General features: G+C 39.9%; 18 protein-coding genes. 15 read left to right on the forward strand and 3 right to left on the reverse strand.

Features of this window, described 5'->3' with window-relative positions:
• Positions 1-454: 454 nt before the first annotated feature.
• Positions 455-979 (forward strand): HAD family hydrolase, encoded by a 525-nt coding sequence (locus ACPC57_RS05640; protein WP_434066480.1) that lies wholly within the window; start codon positions 455-457, stop codon positions 977-979.
• Between the two features lie 12 nt (positions 980-991).
• On the opposite strand, the gene ACPC57_RS05645 is transcribed toward ACPC57_RS05640, so the two are convergent.
• Both ACPC57_RS05645 and ACPC57_RS05650 read right to left on the reverse strand, forming a co-directional pair.
• On the reverse strand, positions 992-1,177 hold the full coding sequence (locus ACPC57_RS05645; RefSeq protein WP_130554457.1) for a hypothetical protein: 186 nt from the start codon (positions 1,175-1,177) through the stop codon (positions 992-994).
• Positions 1,178-1,243: 66 nt separating this feature from the next.
• Positions 1,244-2,245 (reverse strand): lactonase family protein, encoded by a 1,002-nt coding sequence (locus tag ACPC57_RS05650; RefSeq protein WP_217373980.1) that lies wholly within the window; start codon positions 2,243-2,245, stop codon positions 1,244-1,246.
• A 135-nt stretch (positions 2,246-2,380) separates the two neighbouring features.
• On the opposite strand from ACPC57_RS05650, the gene ACPC57_RS05655 reads away from it, so the two are divergent.
• The 10 genes from ACPC57_RS05655 to ACPC57_RS05700 all read left to right on the forward strand — a co-directional run bounded on the left by ACPC57_RS05655 (position 2,381) and on the right by ACPC57_RS05700 (position 11,952).
• On the forward strand, positions 2,381-3,547 hold the full coding sequence (locus tag ACPC57_RS05655) for an AI-2E family transporter (RefSeq protein ID WP_434065523.1): 1,167 nt from the start codon (positions 2,381-2,383) through the stop codon (positions 3,545-3,547).
• Entirely contained in the window at positions 3,537-4,766 is a 1,230-nt protein-coding gene (locus tag ACPC57_RS05660; protein ID WP_434066481.1) for a hypothetical protein, read from the forward strand. The genes ACPC57_RS05655 and ACPC57_RS05660 overlap by 11 nt, the downstream gene beginning before the upstream one ends.
• Before the next feature lie 3 nt (positions 4,767-4,769).
• The gene (gene budA, locus ACPC57_RS05665) at positions 4,770-5,486 is read left to right on the forward strand and encodes an acetolactate decarboxylase (protein WP_434066482.1); all 717 of its coding nucleotides are present in this window, start codon (positions 4,770-4,772) and stop codon (positions 5,484-5,486) included.
• Positions 5,487-5,639: 153 nt separating this feature from the next.
• Complete coding sequence (locus ACPC57_RS05670; RefSeq protein ID WP_289648641.1) at positions 5,640-6,521, forward strand: substrate-binding domain-containing protein; 882 nt, start codon at positions 5,640-5,642, stop codon at positions 6,519-6,521.
• Positions 6,522-6,531: 10 nt separating this feature from the next.
• Positions 6,532-7,380, forward strand: coding sequence for a phosphate ABC transporter permease subunit PstC (gene pstC, locus ACPC57_RS05675; protein WP_274512936.1), 849 nt, complete (start codon positions 6,532-6,534; stop codon positions 7,378-7,380).
• A gap of 3 nt (positions 7,381-7,383) precedes the next feature.
• Entirely contained in the window at positions 7,384-8,235 is an 852-nt protein-coding gene (gene pstA, locus ACPC57_RS05680) for a phosphate ABC transporter permease PstA (RefSeq protein ID WP_172035787.1), read from the forward strand.
• Positions 8,228-8,977, forward strand: coding sequence for a phosphate ABC transporter ATP-binding protein PstB (pstB, locus tag ACPC57_RS05685; RefSeq protein ID WP_277843852.1), 750 nt, complete (start codon positions 8,228-8,230; stop codon positions 8,975-8,977). Before pstA ends, pstB begins: the two co-directional genes overlap by 8 nt.
• Positions 8,974-9,618, forward strand: a complete 645-nt coding sequence (gene phoU, locus ACPC57_RS05690) for a phosphate signaling complex protein PhoU (protein ID WP_277837117.1) — start codon at positions 8,974-8,976, stop codon at positions 9,616-9,618. The genes pstB and phoU overlap by 4 nt, the downstream gene beginning before the upstream one ends.
• A 5-nt stretch (positions 9,619-9,623) precedes the next feature.
• Positions 9,624-10,301, forward strand: coding sequence for a winged helix-turn-helix domain-containing protein (locus tag ACPC57_RS05695; protein ID WP_217373972.1), 678 nt, complete (start codon positions 9,624-9,626; stop codon positions 10,299-10,301).
• On the forward strand, positions 10,294-11,952 hold the full coding sequence (locus ACPC57_RS05700) for a sensor histidine kinase (protein ID WP_434066483.1): 1,659 nt from the start codon (positions 10,294-10,296) through the stop codon (positions 11,950-11,952). Before ACPC57_RS05695 ends, ACPC57_RS05700 begins: the two co-directional genes overlap by 8 nt.
• Positions 11,953-11,970: 18 nt before the next feature.
• On the opposite strand, the gene ACPC57_RS05705 is transcribed toward ACPC57_RS05700, so the two are convergent.
• Positions 11,971-13,632, reverse strand: a complete 1,662-nt coding sequence (locus ACPC57_RS05705) for an Rqc2 family fibronectin-binding protein (protein WP_434066484.1) — start codon at positions 13,630-13,632, stop codon at positions 11,971-11,973.
• Positions 13,633-14,495: 863 nt separating this feature from the next.
• Here ACPC57_RS05705 and trpX point away from each other — a divergent pair.
• The 4 genes from trpX (at position 14,496) to ACPC57_RS05725 (ending at position 17,924) form a co-directional block, all read left to right on the forward strand.
• On the forward strand, positions 14,496-15,494 hold the full coding sequence (gene trpX / locus ACPC57_RS05710; RefSeq protein ID WP_274504936.1) for a tryptophan ABC transporter substrate-binding protein: 999 nt from the start codon (positions 14,496-14,498) through the stop codon (positions 15,492-15,494).
• Positions 15,495-15,508: 14 nt separating this feature from the next.
• Positions 15,509-16,375, forward strand: a complete 867-nt coding sequence (locus tag ACPC57_RS05715; protein ID WP_434065526.1) for an ABC transporter permease — start codon at positions 15,509-15,511, stop codon at positions 16,373-16,375.
• On the forward strand, positions 16,372-17,130 hold the full coding sequence (locus ACPC57_RS05720) for an ABC transporter ATP-binding protein (protein ID WP_274504080.1): 759 nt from the start codon (positions 16,372-16,374) through the stop codon (positions 17,128-17,130). The genes ACPC57_RS05715 and ACPC57_RS05720 overlap by 4 nt, the downstream gene beginning before the upstream one ends.
• A 296-nt stretch (positions 17,131-17,426) precedes the next feature.
• On the forward strand, positions 17,427-17,924 hold the full coding sequence (locus ACPC57_RS05725) for a prolyl-tRNA synthetase associated domain-containing protein (protein WP_434065527.1): 498 nt from the start codon (positions 17,427-17,429) through the stop codon (positions 17,922-17,924).
• Positions 17,925-18,059: the final 135 nt, after the last annotated feature.

Genomic DNA, 18,059 nt, shown 5'->3' on the forward strand with positions numbered 1-18,059 from the left:
CCCCGAGCTAGAATAGCGAGGGTTATAATAAGAACAAGTCTGGAAATAACCAGACTTGTTTTTCGCAGTACAGTGTATTAATTTATCCCCGAGTTAGTGTAACGAGGGTTATAGTTAAAACAAGTCCGAAAATATTCGGACTTGTTTTACAATGTCTGGGAGACTGTTTTATCCCCGAGCTAGCCTAGCGAGGGTTATAATATGGTTCTCTTGGTTTTTCCTAGGGAGTTTTCTTTGCCTTGAAATTGATAAAATGATATTCTAAAAAGACTGATCAACTTAAGTATTCTCATGTTGAAAAGTGATGGAGAATGGGATGATAGAGTGGATATTTTTTGATTTGGGTTCGACGCTTTTAGATGAAGAGGCTGCTTATGGTTATTATATAGACAAGTGTGTGAAGAAGTTATAGTCTCTGGATATAGAGGTTTCATCAGATTCTTATAAAAAGAAAATGGTGGAGTATGCTCATAAGTCGCTGGACCCAATTCGTGCAACTTGGCAATATTTTGCATCGACCGAGCCACGTCCTCTATGGACAAATGAGGGTGTGAGCCTGTATCCTGAAACAATAGATGCTCTAGAGAAGTTATCACAAAACTATCAATTGGGGATAATTGCAAATCAATCTGCTACAGTAAAGGCTTTGTTGGAGGAATGGGGAATTGAGTCTTACTTTCAACTTATTATCCTCTCTGAAGAAGTTGGACTATCTAAGCCAGATTCGACTATTTTCAAACTTGCATTGCAAAAAGCAAACACCACAGCAAATAGAATTGTCTATGTTGGGGATAGGTACGATAATGACATTGTACCAGCTAAATCGCTGGGTATGAGGGCTGTTCGCATATTGACAGGAATGGGAAGATTTGCTGTTGAGGATATGGAGTGGAAGAGTGACTGGCAGCTGCATTCAATGCAAGAACTTACGACTATTTTCAAAGAAAAAAGAAAACTAGACTGCACATTCTCAGCCTAGTTTTTACATGTATTAGAACAAGCCTTTAACTTTATCTAAAAGACCGTTAACACCTTCCGAACCTGATAACAAGCCTTTTGCTTGTTCCAGATATTCACCGAATTGGTCTTTATTGTCTTCGATAAATTGTTTTGCACCTTCAAAATCTTTGTTTGCGATTAATTCTTTTACTTGGTTGAAAAGATCAACTGGATTCATGTTGAATGCACCTCCTATGGAACTATTAAACCAAAATGGTCTCAATTTCACAATTAATATGTCTAATTAAAATGTGACGCAAACAGCTTCAGGAACGTAGAAATCATGATATAGTTCTGTTAAACGACCGCTCTCTTTATCTCTCGCAAAGACTGTCGCATTGTCAGAATCTTGATGAACGACAATTAAGTGATTTTCATCAGGACTAAGTGTGAAGTCACGAGGAGTTTTACCATTAGTCGGAACGATTTCAACCAACTCTAAGCTAGCGTCGCCGAGGGTTTTGTATACTGCGATAGAGTCGTTCCCACGGTTTGAACCATAGACAAATTGACCATCTTTCGTGATACGAATAGCAGCAGTACCATTGAAACCAGTATGGTCCTCTGGAAGAGTTGAGATGGTTTGCATCAGTTCAAATTGACCCCAGCCATCATAGATGAGTACTTCAATAGTAGAGTTCAGTTCACAGATGAGGTAGGCAATTTTTGCAGTTGGATGGAAAACGATATGGCGTGGTCCGCTACCCGGTGTAGCTTGATAAGTTGCTACTTTTTCTAATTTTCCTTGATTGTCCACTTTATATGTAACCACTTGGTCACATCCCAAATCACAGGCCACTAGAAATTTATCTGGTGTTAAATCAGAGAAATGAACGTGAGCAGAAGCTTGGTTTTCATGTGGACCAGAGCCCTCGTGCTGAGCAATATCTGCAAGTTCAAGAGAACCATCTGTCAAACGCTTGTAGACCAGCAATTGCCCTTTGTGGTAATTTGAACCAAAGACCAGGTCTTTTTCTTCATCAACGGAAACATAGCAAAGTGGTGCACCTTCAGCTACCACATGATTTAGTGGAGTAAAGTCAGCAGAAAAGGCCGCGATACCACCTTGGCCATTTTCAGACCCTACTGAGTAGAGATGACCAGCTTGGTCAAAAGCTAGATACGTGGGATTTGGTTCTTCCGCAACCAATTCTAAATTGCTAAGTTGTCCTGTTTCAGAGTCAAAATTTGCTTTATAAATTCCTTTTGATTCGCGTTTGGTATAGGTACCGAAATAGATTGTCATGGGCTTCTCCTTTTGGAAATGATTGATAAAATTATACCACTTTTTTCTGATAAAATCGCATAAATTCTGTAGTTGATAATGACAAAATTCTTTTCTACATGATACAATAGTAAAAAAAGAATAGGGGTGGGCAAGTTGGAAGATAAAGATCAAAAATTTAATCTGAGCTGGTTTTTTCGTTGGTTTCTAAATAATCAGGGTGTCACTATATTGTTAATCACTTTACTGTCTTTCTTAACAATCCTTGTATTTAGTAAAATTAGCTTTTTATTCAAACCTGTTGGAAGTTTTTTGGAAATAGTTCTTTTACCAATGATTTTAACTGGTCTTTTGTATTACCTGCTAAATCCAATGGTTGACTGGATGGAGAGACACAAGGTTTCTCGAACAGTTGGTATTTCAATTTTATTCGTTCTTATTGTCTTACTAATTGTTTGGGGGCTAGCTGTTGCAATTCCAAGTATCCAAGAGCAAGCAAGCTCTTTTGTTCAAAATCTACCATCCAATATTCAAAAAATTGAAAGTCGGATTACAGGATTGTTAGAAGACGAGCGATTTGAACAATTTAGACCAACCGCATTGGAAATGCTTGACAAAGTTAATGACCAGATAATCACTTTTGTGCAGAAATTTTCTTCCAGTGCTGTTAACTGGGCAAGTAATTTGATTTCGACTGCATCTCAGATTGTTGTTGCTGTTCTTATCATGCCTTTTATACTCTTTTACCTTTTACGGGATGGACAATACTTGAATAAACATATTACCCAATATTTACCGACTAAGTGGAGGGTGCCTATTGGAACTGTTTTGTCAGATGTGAACAGTCAGTTATCAAATTATGTTCGTGGTCAGGTAACTGTTGCAGTAATTGTAGCATTTATGTTCTCTATTTTATTTTCAATTATTGGTCTAAACTATTCTGTGACTTTAGGAGTGATGGCCGGATTTTTAAATTTGATTCCCTACCTAGGTTCATTTTTGGCAATGATTCCAGCAGTGATTTTGGGGTTAATTGCTGGTCCATTTATGTTGCTAAAAGTATTGATTGTTTTTATGATAGAACAAACCATTGAAGGTCGTTTTGTAACACCTTTGATAATAGGTAGCTCGCTCAATATTCATCCAATTACGATCTTGTTTGTACTCCTGGCTGCAGGCCAAATGTATGGTGTACTTGGGGTGCTTTTAGGGATTCCAATTTATGCTTCTATCAAAGTTTTGGTGAAAGCAATTTTTGAATGGTACAAAGAAAATAGTGCTTTATATTATGAGGAATCTAATGAGGTAAAGAATGAACAATAGTGAAAAAATGGTGGCTTGTATCAGTCAGCAGGATTTAGAGAAAGCCAATAAGTATTTTAAACGAGCATTGGCTGAAGATGATGTTGAGACTTTATTGTCTCTAGCGGAATATTTGGAGGGAATTGGTTTTTTCCCACAGGCTAGTCAAATCTATGCTCAAGTGAAAGATGATTTTCCTGAAGTAGGCCTGAATTTGGCTCAAATTGCCTTTGAAGACGGTTTGGTCGAAGAAGCCTTTGCCTATTTGGAGGAAATTCCAGTGGATAGTCCTGTTTATGTGGAGGCTTTGTTGGTCAAGGCTGATTTATATCAAGCTGAGGGATTATCTGATGTTGCGCGTGAAAAAATGTTGGAAGCAAGTTACTTGTCCGATGAGCCGATTATTCTTTTTGGATTGGCTGAATTGGATATGGAATTGGAATTGTTTGACGAGGCCATTTCTTATTATGCACAGCTAGACAATCGTGACATCTATGAACTAACTGGAGTTTCTACCTATCAGCGAATTGGTATTGCCTATGCCAGTTTAGGGAAATTTGAAGCGGCCATTGAATTTTTGGAAAAAGCTGTTGAGTTGGAATATGATGACCAGACTGTTTTTGAATTGGCTGCTCTGCTATTTGAAAGTGAAGAATACCAGAAGGCAAATCTCTACTTTAAGCAACTGGATACGATTAATCCTGATTTTGATGGCTACGAGTATGCCTATGCTCAGTCACTTCATGCCGAGCATAAGATTGATGAAGCCTTGGCTATGACGGAAAAAGGCCTGGCAAAAAATGATTTTGATGCCAATCTCTTACTTCAAGCTTCTCAGTATGCCTATGAATTACATGATGAGGAAAGAGCAGAAGACTATCTGCTCCGAGCAAAAGAGGTGGCTGAAGATGGGAATGAGCTCGCTTTGCGCTTGTCTAATTTGTATCTTGAGCAGGAACGATTTCAAGAGGTTGTGGCTTTATTTGATGAAGAGGTTGAGAATGTCTTGGCTCGATGGAATATTGCAAAAGCCTACCAGGCATTGGAGCAAGAAGATGCGGCTATTCAATTGTATGATGAATTGGCACTTGATCTAGTTGAAAACCCAGAATTTTTGGCTGATTATATAGAAGTGTTGCGCCAACTTGGTCGTTTGGATGAGGCAAAAGAGCAAGCTAGTCGTTATATCCAATTGGTTCCGGATGATTTGGCCATGCAAGAATTTTTGAATGAAGAGTAGGTTATGCAAGTAAATCGATTATTTCAATATAACACCTTAGGTGCCTTGATGGCGGGGCTCTATGGCGGTTCTTTAACGGTTGGTGAATTGTTGGAACATGGTGATTTGGGGTTGGGAACCCTGGATTCCATTGATGGAGAGCTGATTATTTTAGATGGAAAGGCCTATCAGGCCAAAGGAGCAGGGGAAAAACCAGAAGTGGTTGAAGTTCCTGCTGATATGAAAGTTCCCTATGCGGCTGTTATTTTTCACGAAGCAGAAGTTATTTTCAAACAACGCTTTGAAATGACTAGCGATGAATTGCATCAGCGGATTGAGTCATATTATGATGGTGAAAATCTTTTTCGTTCCATCAAAATAAGAGGGACGTTTTCGCATATGCACGTGCGCATGATTCCAAAATCGGCTTCTGATGTCCGTTTTGCGGAAGTGGCAAGTCGCCAGCCTGAGTATACCGCTGAGAAAATTTCAGGCACCATTGTTGGTATTTGGACACCAGAAATTTTTCACGGGGTCAGTGTGGCTGGCTATCATTTGCATTTTATTTCGGATGATTTGGCCTTCGGTGGTCATGTTATGGACTATGTTATCTCAGAAGGAATGGTTGAAGTGGGGCCAGTAGATCAACTAGACCAACGTTTCCCTGTTCAAGACCGCCAGTATCTTTTCGCTAAGTTCAACGCTAAGGAAGTCAGAGAAGATATTGATAAAGCAGAATAGATCTAGCAATCGAGCCTAAAAAGAGAGAAGTTTCTTATTGGAACTACTCTCTTTTTTATATTTTCTTGCAATTTTACAAAAACTTTACAAAAAATAGGCAATATATTTGATAAAGAACTTGTAAAATGTATTCATAAAGAAAAGGAGTTATCTATGAAACACACATTTCGTTTTGCAAAAATTGCTGCAGTAGGTTTGGCTAGTTTGGGTCTTCTTGCTGCTTGTGGACAATCTTCAACTGATACATCTGATCAACCAATCACGGTAGTTTCGCGTGAAGAAGGTTCAGGAACTCGCGGTGCCTTTATTGAATTGTTTGGAGTAGAAACCAAGGACGCAAATGGTGAAAAAGTTGATAACACAACAAATCAAGCTATTGTAACAAATTCAACAGCTGTTATGTTGCAAACTGTAGCTGGGGACAATACTGCAATTGGTTATGTTTCACTCGGTGCCTTGGATGGAAATAGTAAAACACTTGAGATTGATGGCGTTGCTGCAAGTGTTGATACCATCAAATCTGGTGAATACAAAATTGCCCGTCCTTTCAATATTGTTACACAGGCAAGTGTCTCAGAAACAGCTCAAGACTTTATCAATTTCATTTTAAGTACAGAAGGTCAAGCAGTAGTCGAGAAAGCTGGCTATATTCCAGTTGATGCAAAAGGATCCTACCAAGCAAGTGTTACTTCTGGTAAGGTAACAGTTTCAGGTTCAAGTTCAGTCAACCCAGTGATGGAAAAACTGAAAGAAGCATATCAAAAAGTTAATGCTGGTGTAACTGTTGAAGTTCAGCAAAGTGATTCATCGACAGGTGTTACAAACGCTATCGAAGGTAGTGCAGACATCGGTATGGCTTCACGTGAATTAAAAGATTCTGAAACATCAGCTGGTGTATCAGCAACAGCGATTGCTATCGATGGTATTGCAGTGATTGTGAACAAGGATAATCCAATTAATGGATTAACAAGTCAAGAAGTACAGGACATCTTTACTGGTAAAAAAACTAAGTGGTCAGACTTTACTTCAAACTAAGGGGAGTTTCATGCGTCAATTCAGAGAAACCGGTATGCAAGCAGTCTTTTTTCTAGCTGCCTGCATTTCCGTTTTATCAGTTATTTTTATTTGTGCCTTTCTATTTTCAGCAGGTTTACCAGCTATTCAAGAAATTGGATGGGGCAATTTTCTATTTGGTCTAGAGTGGAGACCTTCTAATCAAATTTTTGGTATTTTGCCAATGATTATTGGGTCTGTTTATGTTACTTTTGGTGCCTTACTGATTGGGGTTCCAATTGGTATCTTAACAGCACTCTTTCTTGCTTTCTTTTGTAAGGAAAAATGGTACCCCATTTTTAAACGAGCAGTTAGCTTGATGGCAGGAATTCCCTCAGTTGTATATGGATTCTTCGGTTTGGTAGTCTTAGTGCCATTTGTTCGGAATAATGTTGGTGGGCATGGTATGGGAGTGTTGACGGCATCAATTCTCTTGGGAATCATGATTTTGCCAACAATTATCAGTGTATCCGAAGCATCGCTACGTGCTGTTCCAGAATCTTATTATCAAGGTGGGCTTGCTTTAGGTGCATCGCATGAACAGAGTATTTTTTTCGTCGTTCTACCAGCAGCACGTAGAGGTATTTTAGCCAGTGTCATTTTAGGTTTAGGTCGTGCTATGGGGGAAACAATGGCTGTCATTATGGTAGCCGGTAACCAAGCGTTGATTCCAACTTCCATTACATCAGGTGTACGGACATTAACAACAAACATTGTAATGGAAATGGGATATTCAACTGATTTACATCGTGAAGCCTTGATTGGTACAGCAGTCATCTTGTTTGTATTTATTTTAATCATCAACTTGGCTTTCTATCTCTTATATAAAAAGGAGGACTAAGTAGTGTCATTTTTTAAGAAACAAGATAGTGATGACCGCTTGTCGCTCTTTTTGAGACTGGTAGTCTATCTATCTGCTAGCCTTGCAGGATTAGCAACCGTATTTATTGTGGGCTATATTTTACTGAAAGGGATTCCTTTTCTTAGACCAGAATTATTTTCCTGGACCTATAATAGTGAAAATGTTTCAATGTTACCAGCCTTACTAAATACGATTTTGATGGCTATTTTAGCCTTGTTGATTGCCCTACCAATTGGTATCGGTGCTTCTGTTTACCTAACGGAATATGCTAAGTCAGGTAATCCACTTGTCACAGTTGTTCGGCTGGCAACAGAAACCTTATCCGGAATCCCCTCTGTTATTTATGGATTGTTTGGAGCGCTCTTCTTTGTAAAATTTTTAAATCTAGGCTTATCGATTATTGCTGGTGCAGCGACGTTAAGTATTATGATTTTACCTTTGATAATGCGTACAACAGAAGAAGCTTTATTATCAGTTGAAGATGGGTATCGTGAAGGTAGTTTCGCACTCGGAGCTGGAAAGTTACGTACAATTTTTCAAGTTGTTCTACCATCAGCCTTGCCTGGTATCTTTTCAGGTGTTGTTTTGGCTTTGGGGCGTGTGATTGGTGAGTCTGCAGCTCTTATCTTCACTGCAGGCACAGTGGCGGAGGTTGCCAAGAGTTTAACAAGTTCAGGACGAACATTGGCTGTACATATGTACTTGATTTCTGGCGAAGGTATTTATGTTAATCAAACCTACGCTACAGCAGTTATTCTCTTGATTCTCGTTATCGTGATGAACCTTTTATCCGAATGGATTGCAAATAAATTAGGAAGAAATAAGCATGAGTAAATTTAGCATTCAGGACTTTGATCTGTACTATGGAGAATTTCAAGCCTTGAAAAATATCAACTTGGATATTCCAAGTAATCAAATCACTGCCTTTATTGGCCCATCTGGTTGTGGTAAGTCAACCCTCTTGAAAAGCCTGAACCGGATGAACGATTTAGTGAAAAATTGCCGTATCACTGGTAAAGTATTATTGGACCAGAAAGATATTTATACGGACATGAAAACAACAGTACTTCGTAAAAAAGTAGGAATGGTTTTCCAGAAACCAAATCCTTTCCCGATGAGCATTTATGATAACGTGGCTTACGGTCCTCGAACTCACGGAATTCACAATAAATTAGAGTTGGATAAAATTGTTGAAAAATCATTGCGTCAAGCAGCTATCTGGGATGAGGTAAAAGATCGTCTTAATAAGTCGGCTTTAGGTTTGTCTGGTGGCCAGCAGCAACGTCTCTGCATTGCGCGTGCGCTTGCTACTGAGCCAGAAGTTTTGTTGATGGATGAACCAACAAGTGCTCTTGACCCAATTTCCACAGCTAAAATTGAGGAATTGGTGCTGGAATTAAAAAAAGATTATACCATTATCATGGTGACACACAACATGCAGCAGGCTTTGAGGGTTTCAGACCAAACAGCTTTCTTCTTGTTGGGAGAAGTTGTGGAATGCAATAAAACCAGCACTCTCTTCAGTATGCCTGAAGATCCACGTACAGAAGATTACATTACAGGGAGGTTTGGATAATGCGGTCACGATTCGAAAGTCAGTTAGAAGATTTGCAAAAAGATATGGTCTTTATGGGGGCCCTCTGCGAAGAGATTATCAATCGTTCACTCGAAGGGCTCAATGGTCCTGAAAGTCTCGATCAAGAGCGTATTCAACAAACCTACCTGCAAATTGAGGAGTTAGAGCGAGATATCGAAGCACGCTGTATCAAATTGCTCTTGCGCCAACAGCCAGTTGCTAGAGACCTACGAACTGTTTCCTCAGCCCTAAAAATGGTGTATGATATGAAACGAATAGGAGCTCAATCCTCTGAAATTGCGGATTTAATCAGCCGTAACACGATTGATTTGGTGGATGAAATTCCTTTGGTTAAAAAAATGGCAGAGCAGGTTACCCAGATGGTTGTTGGTAGTTTGGATGCCTTTGTAAAGGAAAGTGATCGTTTAGCACATGAAGTGATTGAAAAAGACGATACAGTTGACCAATATTTTGGTACAATAAAAGAGAAACTAGCCAATTATTTAGGGAACCATTCTGCAAATGGGGACCAGGCCATTGACTTGTTGATGATTGCTAAGTATCTAGAACGCATTGGAGATCACGCTGTAAATATTGCTAAATGGGTTCATTACGCTATCACAGGTCAATTAGAAGGGTAAAATAAATGATCTACTGTGTTGAAGATGATGATGCCATTCGTGAATTAATGATCTATAGCCTCAAGACCGCTGGTTTTGAGGCTAGAGGTTTTGCTGACGCTGAAGCCTTTTGGCCAGTCATTGAACAAGAATTACCAGACTTGGTTTTATTAGATGTAATGATGCCAGGACAGGATGGAATTTCCATTTTACAGCAACTAAGAAGTCAGTCCTACACACGCGATCTCCCTGTTGTGATGGCAACGGCTAGAGGAACGGAAATCGACAAGGTTCAAAGTCTGGATCTTGGTGCTGATGATTACCTGGTCAAACCCTTTGGAATGATGGAAATGATTTCACGTATTAAGGCTGTTTTACGGAGAAGTCAGCGAAATCAACCATTGGATCTTTGTTACTTTGGCGATATTCAGATGGATGTAGAGCGACATAAAGTATCGGTTAGAAAACGGAAAGTTGAACTGACATTGAAGGAGTTTGAATTGCTCCATATGCTCCTAAAAGCACCCCAGAAAGTATTTAGTCGTCAAGAATTATTGGACAGGGTTTGGGGACAGGACTTTCTCGGTGAAACCCGTACAGTTGATGTGCATGTTGGAACCTTACGTCAGAAACTGGGGAGTGCAGGTGGTTACATAAAGACTGTTAGAGGTGTTGGTTACCAACTGGAGGAAGAGGATGACTAAGAAAATTTTTCGAACAGTTTTGCTGTCTTCGATGTCCATCTCCTTAGGTACCATTATCCTTATCTTAGGCTATTTATATCACTACTTTACAAATTCACAGTTAGATCAATTAAGGCTCCAAACTAGTCTCATTGCACAAGCAGTTGAGGAGGATGGACAGACCTATCTGGATCAAATTGATTTGCAAGATTTGCGTGTTACCTGGATTGCACATGATGGTCAAGTGCTCTATGATTCCGAAAAAGATGTCAAACAATTACACAACCACAGTAATCGTGAAGAAGTGGTGGAAGCACTCGAAACTGGTTATGGTGAGAGTATTCGACAATCAGCCACTTTAACCCAGCGATTGCTCTATACTTCTCAACGCTTAAATGATGGTACAGTGATTCGCTTAGCTATCGCACAGAAAACGATTGTTGTTTTATTATGGAATTTAGCACCATGGGTTAGTCTACTATTTTTGATTTCTGTTTTTGCAGCAATCCTCCTAGCAAGAATAACCTCAAAAAAATTACTTGCACCTTTAGAAGCAATAGATTTGGATAAACCATTAGACAATGAAGTCTATGCGGAACTCCACCCTTTGCTGAAGCGTCTGGATTACCATCAATCACAACTTGCTGAAAAAGAAACCTTATTGCAACAAAAGCAAGATGAGTTTGACACAATTATCTCCAAGATAAAAGAAGGAATGGTTATTGTGGATGCCAAGGGGCATTTGGTTAGTTACAATGGAGCAGCCAGCCAACTACTAGATTTTCAATCTGATGATTTTGGCCAATCCTTGCCTTTCTTTCAACGGAATCTTGGCCTGAAAAGTCTGATGGATACTGTTTTGAATGGGCAAAAAGTGGAGTCCATTTGTGAAATAAAAGATAGTCAGTACAAGGTTATTGCTAGACCTATTTGGACAGACAAACTCCAATCCGGAGCAGTTTTTCTATTTTTTGATGTGACAGAACAATATCATCTTGATAAGTTACGGAGAGAATTCACAGCAACAGTATCACACGAACTGCGGACGCCTTTACATATTTTATCAGGCTATTCTGAAATTCTCAGGGCCAATGTGGTTTCTCCTGAAAATATACAATTATTTTCTGAAAAAATATATCAAGAGTCACAGCGGATGATCCAATTGGTTGAAGATATTCTTCAATTGACGCAACTAGACGAGGGGCGGATAATCAGTAAAGAACCAATCCACTTTAAAGGAGTCATCCAACAGGTGGTTGCTAGTCTACAAGAAAAAGCAGATCAGCGAGGGATCTCAATTCAATTTAATGGGGATGAGGTTGATTTTACAGGCAATCCCGCTCTCTTGCAATCCATTGTGTATAATTTATGTGACAATGCCATCAAATATAATAGAGATGGTGGTCAGGTTACAATTGATCTATATCAAGATCAAGAACACATTAACCTAGAGGTTCGAGATACCGGCATTGGTATTTCGAAAGCTGATCAGGAACGTATTTTTGAACGTTTTTATCGTGTGGATAAAAGTCGTTCAAAACAAGTGGGGGGGACAGGCCTTGGACTTTCAATAGTGAAACATGCCTTACAGGTTCATGGTGCAAGTGTCCAAGTATCTAGTCAACTAGGTCAAGGCACCACAATGACTGTTCACTTTCCAAAAAATGAGTAAAGAAAAGAACCATAAAAATCAATTGATTTTCATGGTTTTTATTTTTTCTTCTGTTGGGGTGACACGGAGGGTTTTCTGACCGCGGTAGGTCACAAAACCTGGCTTGCCACCTGTTGGTTTGTGAAGTTTCTTAGCTTCAATCATATCCACTTGAACCAAGTTAGAATGCCTTGCCTTGGAGAAGTAGGCAGCTAGTTCTGCCGCATCTGTCTTGACTTCGTCACTTGGGTCCAAGTTGTCTGTGATGACCACATGACTGCCTGGAATGTCTTTGGCATGGAACCAGAGTTCGCCCTTTTTAGCTATTTTGAAGGTCAATTCATCATTTTGCAGGTTATTCTTTCCAACCAGAATAATGGTTTTCCCGTCCGTCGCCAAGTAACGCTCAGGTTTCTGACGTTTATGGATTTTCTCACGGTGGCGACGCTTGAGGTAGCCTGTTTCAATCAATTCCTCGCGGATCTCATCAATTTCAGCCAGACTAGCCTGTCCCAGCATGGTGTCAACGGACTCCAGATAGACAATGGTCGCCTTAGTCTCCTCAATCAAGTTGGTTAGGTGCTTGGCCGCTTCCTTGAGTTTCTGGTATTTCTTAAAGTAACGTTGCGCATTCTGGCTAGGAGTAAGTGCTACGTCCAACTCAATTTCCAGCTCCTGGCCCGTATAGTAGTTGTCTAATCGCACGCTCGGCTGGTCGTTGGGTACCTGATGCAGATAGGTGGTCAGGAGCTCACCTTTTTGCCGCACCAACTCCGCTGTCTCCGTATCCGCTAATTCCTGCTCTTGCTTGACCAGCTTCTTGCGATTCTTCTCTAATTCACTGGCCACCCGCTTGATCAGCTCATTGGCCTGTTGGGCCACCCGATCCCGCTCCGCTTTGTCCTGATAGTAGAAGTCCAGCAGACTGCTCAGGCTTTCAAAGTGTGGCTGGTTTTCAGGGCTATTAGCAAATGGCAAAGCAGCATAGGACTTGTCTGTCAGGCTAGGATGTGTAGCCTGGTCAAAAAAGGCACGGAAGTTCTTCAGGCGGTCTGTCTGCAAATGACTGGCCAGTTCAGAAGCCGTATCCCGCCCCAAACCTTGAAAGACCTGTTGGAGATTTTTAGGACTCAGTTCCTGAGTCGATAGGATTTCAAATAATTTCTCGTCAGATACCGTGTAAGGATTGAGAGAATGCTTCTCCGGTGGTCGAATGTAGGTGGAGCCAGGCAAGATAGTTCGGTAGGAATTTTGCGAGAAACCAACGTGCTTGATAGCCTCTATAATCTTCTGTTCAGACTTATCTACCAAGATGATATTGCTATGTTTTCCCATAATTTCTACTATCAAGGTAGCTTGGATATGGTCTCCGATCTCGTCCTTGTTGGATACCGAAAACTCTAAAATCCGATCGTTTTCTAGCTGTTTAATTTCCTCGATAACCGCTCCTTGTAAATACTTCCTTAGAATCATGGTAAAGGTATTAGGCACCTTAGGATTTGTAAATTCTGTTTGAGTAAGTTGGACACGGCCCAAAATGGAATGTGCAGACAGGAGCAATTTATGGCTCTGACGGTTGCTTCGGATGTTCAGAACAATTTCCTGTTCAAAGGGCTGGTTGATTTTCTGAATCCGCCCACCTTCTAAATTGGCCCTTAACTCAGCCGTCATGTGATGTAAAAAAAATCCGTCAAAAGACATGGTTTTCCTCTTTCTAATAGCTATAACTCAGTCTAGTATATCATATTTCATAGATTTTTTGATGAGACTCAGTAGGTAGCCGGAAGAAAAATTTTCAGAAAATTTAATCAAAAGCCTTGACAAAGACTTTTTGATGCCGTATAATTTTTTTAATCAGAAGAAGTAGTAAAGCAGAAGTCTTCAGGGAGCCTGTGGTACTGGGAACAGGTGGCGGAGTTTTATGAAATGGGCTGATGTGTATTTATGTCTATTTTATGACGTCGTTAGTCGGTTTTGCCGTACCACCAGTACTGCCTTCACCCGGCTCCTTAGTCCTAAAATACCCTAAATTCACAAGGATTGTTTGGTGTAACATACTTTGCGTAGACTGTTTTGGCTGAGTACGAGGCAGGTCGACGTAGCTTATACTAGTGGTATATAAAGTTTTCAGCCAAATCAATCACGCAAATGAACTTAAAAAAATGATAGTTCGGTCCGCACACCTTACAGTGCAACTCCTTGTTAGAGGAGATGAGATATGGGAGGATTCTATACAATTCCCATAAGTGAGGTGGCACCGTGTCATTGACGCCCTCGCAGGTTGGTTTTTCCTGCGGGGGCTTTTTCCTTTAGTCATTCAGTTTATCTTTTATTACGTCGACGAATGAGGAAACTTCGTTTCCGTATTTCCAACTTCAAATAATTTCATCATTATTTGAACTCGCTTTGCCGTACTTTAGTACTGCCTGCAGCTCGTTGCCTAGTACTAAAAGCAAACTGAAAGACTATTATCTAAACGAGGTAATCATGATGAAACGATGGCGATGGTGGAATAGTATACTGATGATGTAGGATTTGTTTATTAAAAAGGAGAATTAGACATGATGAAAAATAAGAATTTACTTGCTACAATTATTGCCCTTACTGTGATGGTGGTTGTTGCCTTGTTTTTGACGCAAAAAGAACAGAACAATTCAACGAATAGCACAGAAAAAGTTAAAATTGGGGTTCTCCAATTTGTGACGCATGATTCACTAGACGAAATTTACAAAGGAATCAAAGCAGGACTTGAAGAAGGTGGCTATACAACAACTGAGAATCTCTCCATTGATTTTATGAATGCAGAAGGTGATCAGTCACAGGTTCAAACCATGAGTAAAAAATTGGTGGACAATGGTAATGAGCTATTGATTGGTATTGCGACACCTGCTGCACAGGGATTAGCAAACGCTACGACAGAATTACCTATTATTATGGGGGCTGTAACAGATCCTGTTGGTGCTAACTTGGTAACTGACTTGAAAAATCCTGGTGGAAATATTACAGGAGTATCTGACCAAACACCAGTAGCAGATACAGTTTCTCTCATTAAAGAAATTACACCAGATGCAAAAACAATCGGTGTTCTTTACTCCTCAAACGAAGACAATTCAAAAATTCAAGTTGCTGAATTTAAGGCAGCAGCAGAAGAGGCTGGCTATACAGTTCTTGAATATGCAGTTGCATCAAGCAATGAATTGGCTTCTACTGTAGAGGTGGCAAGCAGCAAGGTAGATGCCCTTTTCACCCCAGTAGATAATACTGTTGCATCTGCATTTTCAACAGTTGTTTCTGTCGCGAATAAAAGCAAAACACCGATTTTCACAAGCGTAGAAGACATGGTCGAAGGCGGTGGTATCGCATCTGTTACCCTCAGTCAATATGACTTGGGTGTCGCAACTGGTAAAATGACTGCAAAAATTCTTGATGGTGCGAATCCAGCGGATACACCTGTACAAATTTTTAATGAAGGAACCGTTGTCGTTAACCAAAAAGTTGCTAAAGAATTAGGAATTACATTGTCTGATGATGTGATCAATCAGGCAAGTAAAGTTATTGAATAAAACAAAGGATAGTTATGATTGTATCAACAGTTTCACAAGCTCTTTTATGGGCTGTACTTGGTTTAGGAATATTCGTCACGTTTAGAATATTGAATTTTCCAGATATGACAACCGAAGGCTCTTTCCCTCTAGGTGGTGCAGTTGCTGTTACCTTGCTCACTCAGGGAGTTCATCCTGTTTTGGCAACTTTGGCAGCTGTTTTGGCAGGGTGCATGGCAGGATTAGTTACGGGCTTGTTATATACCAAGGGGAAAATCCCCACGCTTTTGGCTGGTATATTAGTGATGTCTTCCTGCCACTCTGTTATATTATTCATCATGGGTCGTGCTAATTTGGGCTTGTTGAATACGAATCGTTTACAAGATTTACTTCCTTTTTCTGATCAGGTCAATAGCTTGTTGTTAGGTTTGGGAAGTGTTGCCTTAGTGATTTCAGCTTTGATGTTCTTCCTATATACAAAACTTGGACAAGCTTTTATCGCGACAGGGGACAATCCAGATATGGCGCGTAGTTTTGGTATCTACACCAGCAGAATGGAATTGCTCGGTTTAGTACTTTCAAACGGGATTATTGCTCTTGCTGGAGCCTTAATTGCACAACAGGAAGGCTATGCGGATGTTTCTCGTGGTATTGGTGTCATTGTCGTTGGAATGGCAAGTCTCATCATCGGTGAAGTTCTTTATGGAAATCTAACCATGCTGGAGCGATTATTGGCCATTGCTGTAGGTGCTATCTTTTATCAATTCTTAATTCTCGGTGTTATTTCACTAGGAATCAATACTAGCTACCTTCGTATCTTCTCTGCTATGATTTTGGCAATCTGTCTCATGGTTCCCGAGTTGAAAAACAAAGTGTTGAAAGGAGCTAGTTTGTCAAGATGAAAGCAATTGTAGAATTAAAAAATACTACTAAAGTGGTGACCAATGGATTTAATGAAGAGCGTGTCATCTTAGATAAGGTAAATCTGAGCATCTACCAAGGGGATTTTATTACAATTTTAGGTGGTAATGGAGCTGGAAAGTCAACACTTTTTAATGTCATTGCAGGAACCTTGCCCTTGACCAGTGGTTCGGTTCATATTCTTGGTGAGGATGTAACCAATTGGCCTGCAGAGAAGCGAGCAAAATACTTGGCTCGTGTCTTTCAAGATCCGAAAATGGGAACAGCTCCTCGTATGACGGTGGCTGAAAACCTGCTCATCGCAAAATACCGTGGCGAGGGACGGGGGTTGGTACCACGTAAATTATCTCAACAGATAGAGGAATTTGCTCAACTCTTACCACGAGTTGGAAATGGTTTGGAAAAACATTTGGAAACGCCAGCAGGGCTTTTATCAGGTGGTCAACGTCAGGCATTGAGTCTCTTGATGGCGAGTTTGAAACAACCAGAATTATTGTTATTGGATGAGCATACTGCTGCACTTGACCCCAAAACCAGTCAATCCTTGATGCAGTTAACGGATGAATTGATTGCGACCAAGGGAATGACTGCGCTTATGGTAACTCATCAGATGGAAGATGCGTTGCGTCACGGCAATCGACTGATTGTCATGAAAAATGGACAGATCATTCAGGATCAGACTGCTGAAGAAAAATCTAAGATGAAACTGGAAGATTATTATAAATTGTTTGATTAAGAATCTGTATTCATAGTTCAGTACTTCTAAGTCTAGTAAGTCTAGTTTTAGCAAAAACTATTTCTTAACCCAAAGCCGCATTTCACTTGTGAATACAGGTCCTAAAGTCTGGAGCAATCCAGGCTTTTCTTTTCCTTTGAGTGATCTAAAAAATGAAGTATACTATACTTAAATATAGTCATTTGAATTAGTTTTGATACATCGTCACTTTCGGTTTGCCGTACTCTAGTATTGTCTGCACCTCAGTTCCTTATCTGAAAGCTAATTCATTCGACTATTCATAGAGAGGTGGCGTCATGGAAAACCTTCTTTTTAATAAACTGGCAGAATTAGGAATTGATTACGAGTTTATTGAGCATCCAGCTGCTTTGACCACAGAAGATGCGGACCGCTTTACAAAAGGATTAGAAGGAGTCCGCACCAAGTCTATGTTTCAGACAAACAAAAAGAAAACAGCTTTCTATTTGTTGATCATGGATGACCAGAAACAGTTAGTTATGGAGCACTTTCGTGATTTGGTTGGAGTCAATCGTATTCGGATGGCCTCCAGTAATAGTTTGATGGAAAAGATGTGCTTGACAGCTGGAGTGGCCTCTATTTTTGGTTTGTTGCATAATGTTGAAAAGGATATTCAAGTCTATTTTGACAAAGAAATTTTAGCTCAACCCATACTAACCTTCCATCCAAATGTGAATACCAAAACAATTTTTGTCAAGACTGAGGATGTTTTATGTTTTGTTGAGAAAATTGGTTTTCATGCCCATATCGTTGAATTGCGAGGAAGTATGAAGTAGTTTGTTTTTCAATTTTTGAGAGTATCTATGGATTTGGTTCGCATGGACGTCATCAAATGGTGACAAAAGAGATTTTGTTACAAATTTATTTATAGGAACTTCGTTGATTTTCAGCGGAGTTTTTGTAAATTTTCT

This window comes from Streptococcus sp. VTCC 12886, assembly GCF_049893425.1.
GTDB classification, from domain to species: domain Bacteria; phylum Bacillota; class Bacilli; order Lactobacillales; family Streptococcaceae; genus Streptococcus; species Streptococcus suis_AA.

Bases quoted from the DNA above. Each gene is read 5' to 3' on its own strand.
- ACPC57_RS05640 (WP_434066480.1), top strand. From the start codon at position 455: ATGGTGGAGTATGCTCATAAGTCGCTGGACCCAATTCGTGCAACTTGG.
- ACPC57_RS05645 (WP_130554457.1), bottom strand. From the start codon at position 1,177: ATGAATCCAGTTGATCTTTTCAACCAAGTAAAAGAATTAATCGCAAAC.
- ACPC57_RS05650 (WP_217373980.1), bottom strand. From the start codon at position 2,245: ATGACAATCTATTTCGGTACCTATACCAAACGCGAATCAAAAGGAATT.
- ACPC57_RS05660 (WP_434066481.1), top strand. From the start codon at position 3,537: ATGAACAATAGTGAAAAAATGGTGGCTTGTATCAGTCAGCAGGATTTA.
- budA (WP_434066482.1), top strand. From the start codon at position 4,770: ATGCAAGTAAATCGATTATTTCAATATAACACCTTAGGTGCCTTGATG.
- ACPC57_RS05670 (WP_289648641.1), top strand. From the start codon at position 5,640: ATGAAACACACATTTCGTTTTGCAAAAATTGCTGCAGTAGGTTTGGCT.
- pstC (WP_274512936.1), top strand. From the start codon at position 6,532: ATGCGTCAATTCAGAGAAACCGGTATGCAAGCAGTCTTTTTTCTAGCT.
- pstB (WP_277843852.1), top strand. From the start codon at position 8,228: ATGAGTAAATTTAGCATTCAGGACTTTGATCTGTACTATGGAGAATTT.
- ACPC57_RS05695 (WP_217373972.1), top strand. From the start codon at position 9,624: ATGATCTACTGTGTTGAAGATGATGATGCCATTCGTGAATTAATGATC.
- ACPC57_RS05700 (WP_434066483.1), top strand. From the start codon at position 10,294: ATGACTAAGAAAATTTTTCGAACAGTTTTGCTGTCTTCGATGTCCATC.
- ACPC57_RS05705 (WP_434066484.1), bottom strand. From the start codon at position 13,632: ATGTCTTTTGACGGATTTTTTTTACATCACATGACGGCTGAGTTAAGG.
- trpX (WP_274504936.1), top strand. From the start codon at position 14,496: ATGAAAAATAAGAATTTACTTGCTACAATTATTGCCCTTACTGTGATG.
- ACPC57_RS05715 (WP_434065526.1), top strand. From the start codon at position 15,509: ATGATTGTATCAACAGTTTCACAAGCTCTTTTATGGGCTGTACTTGGT.
- ACPC57_RS05720 (WP_274504080.1), top strand. From the start codon at position 16,372: ATGAAAGCAATTGTAGAATTAAAAAATACTACTAAAGTGGTGACCAAT.
- ACPC57_RS05725 (WP_434065527.1), top strand. From the start codon at position 17,427: ATGGAAAACCTTCTTTTTAATAAACTGGCAGAATTAGGAATTGATTAC.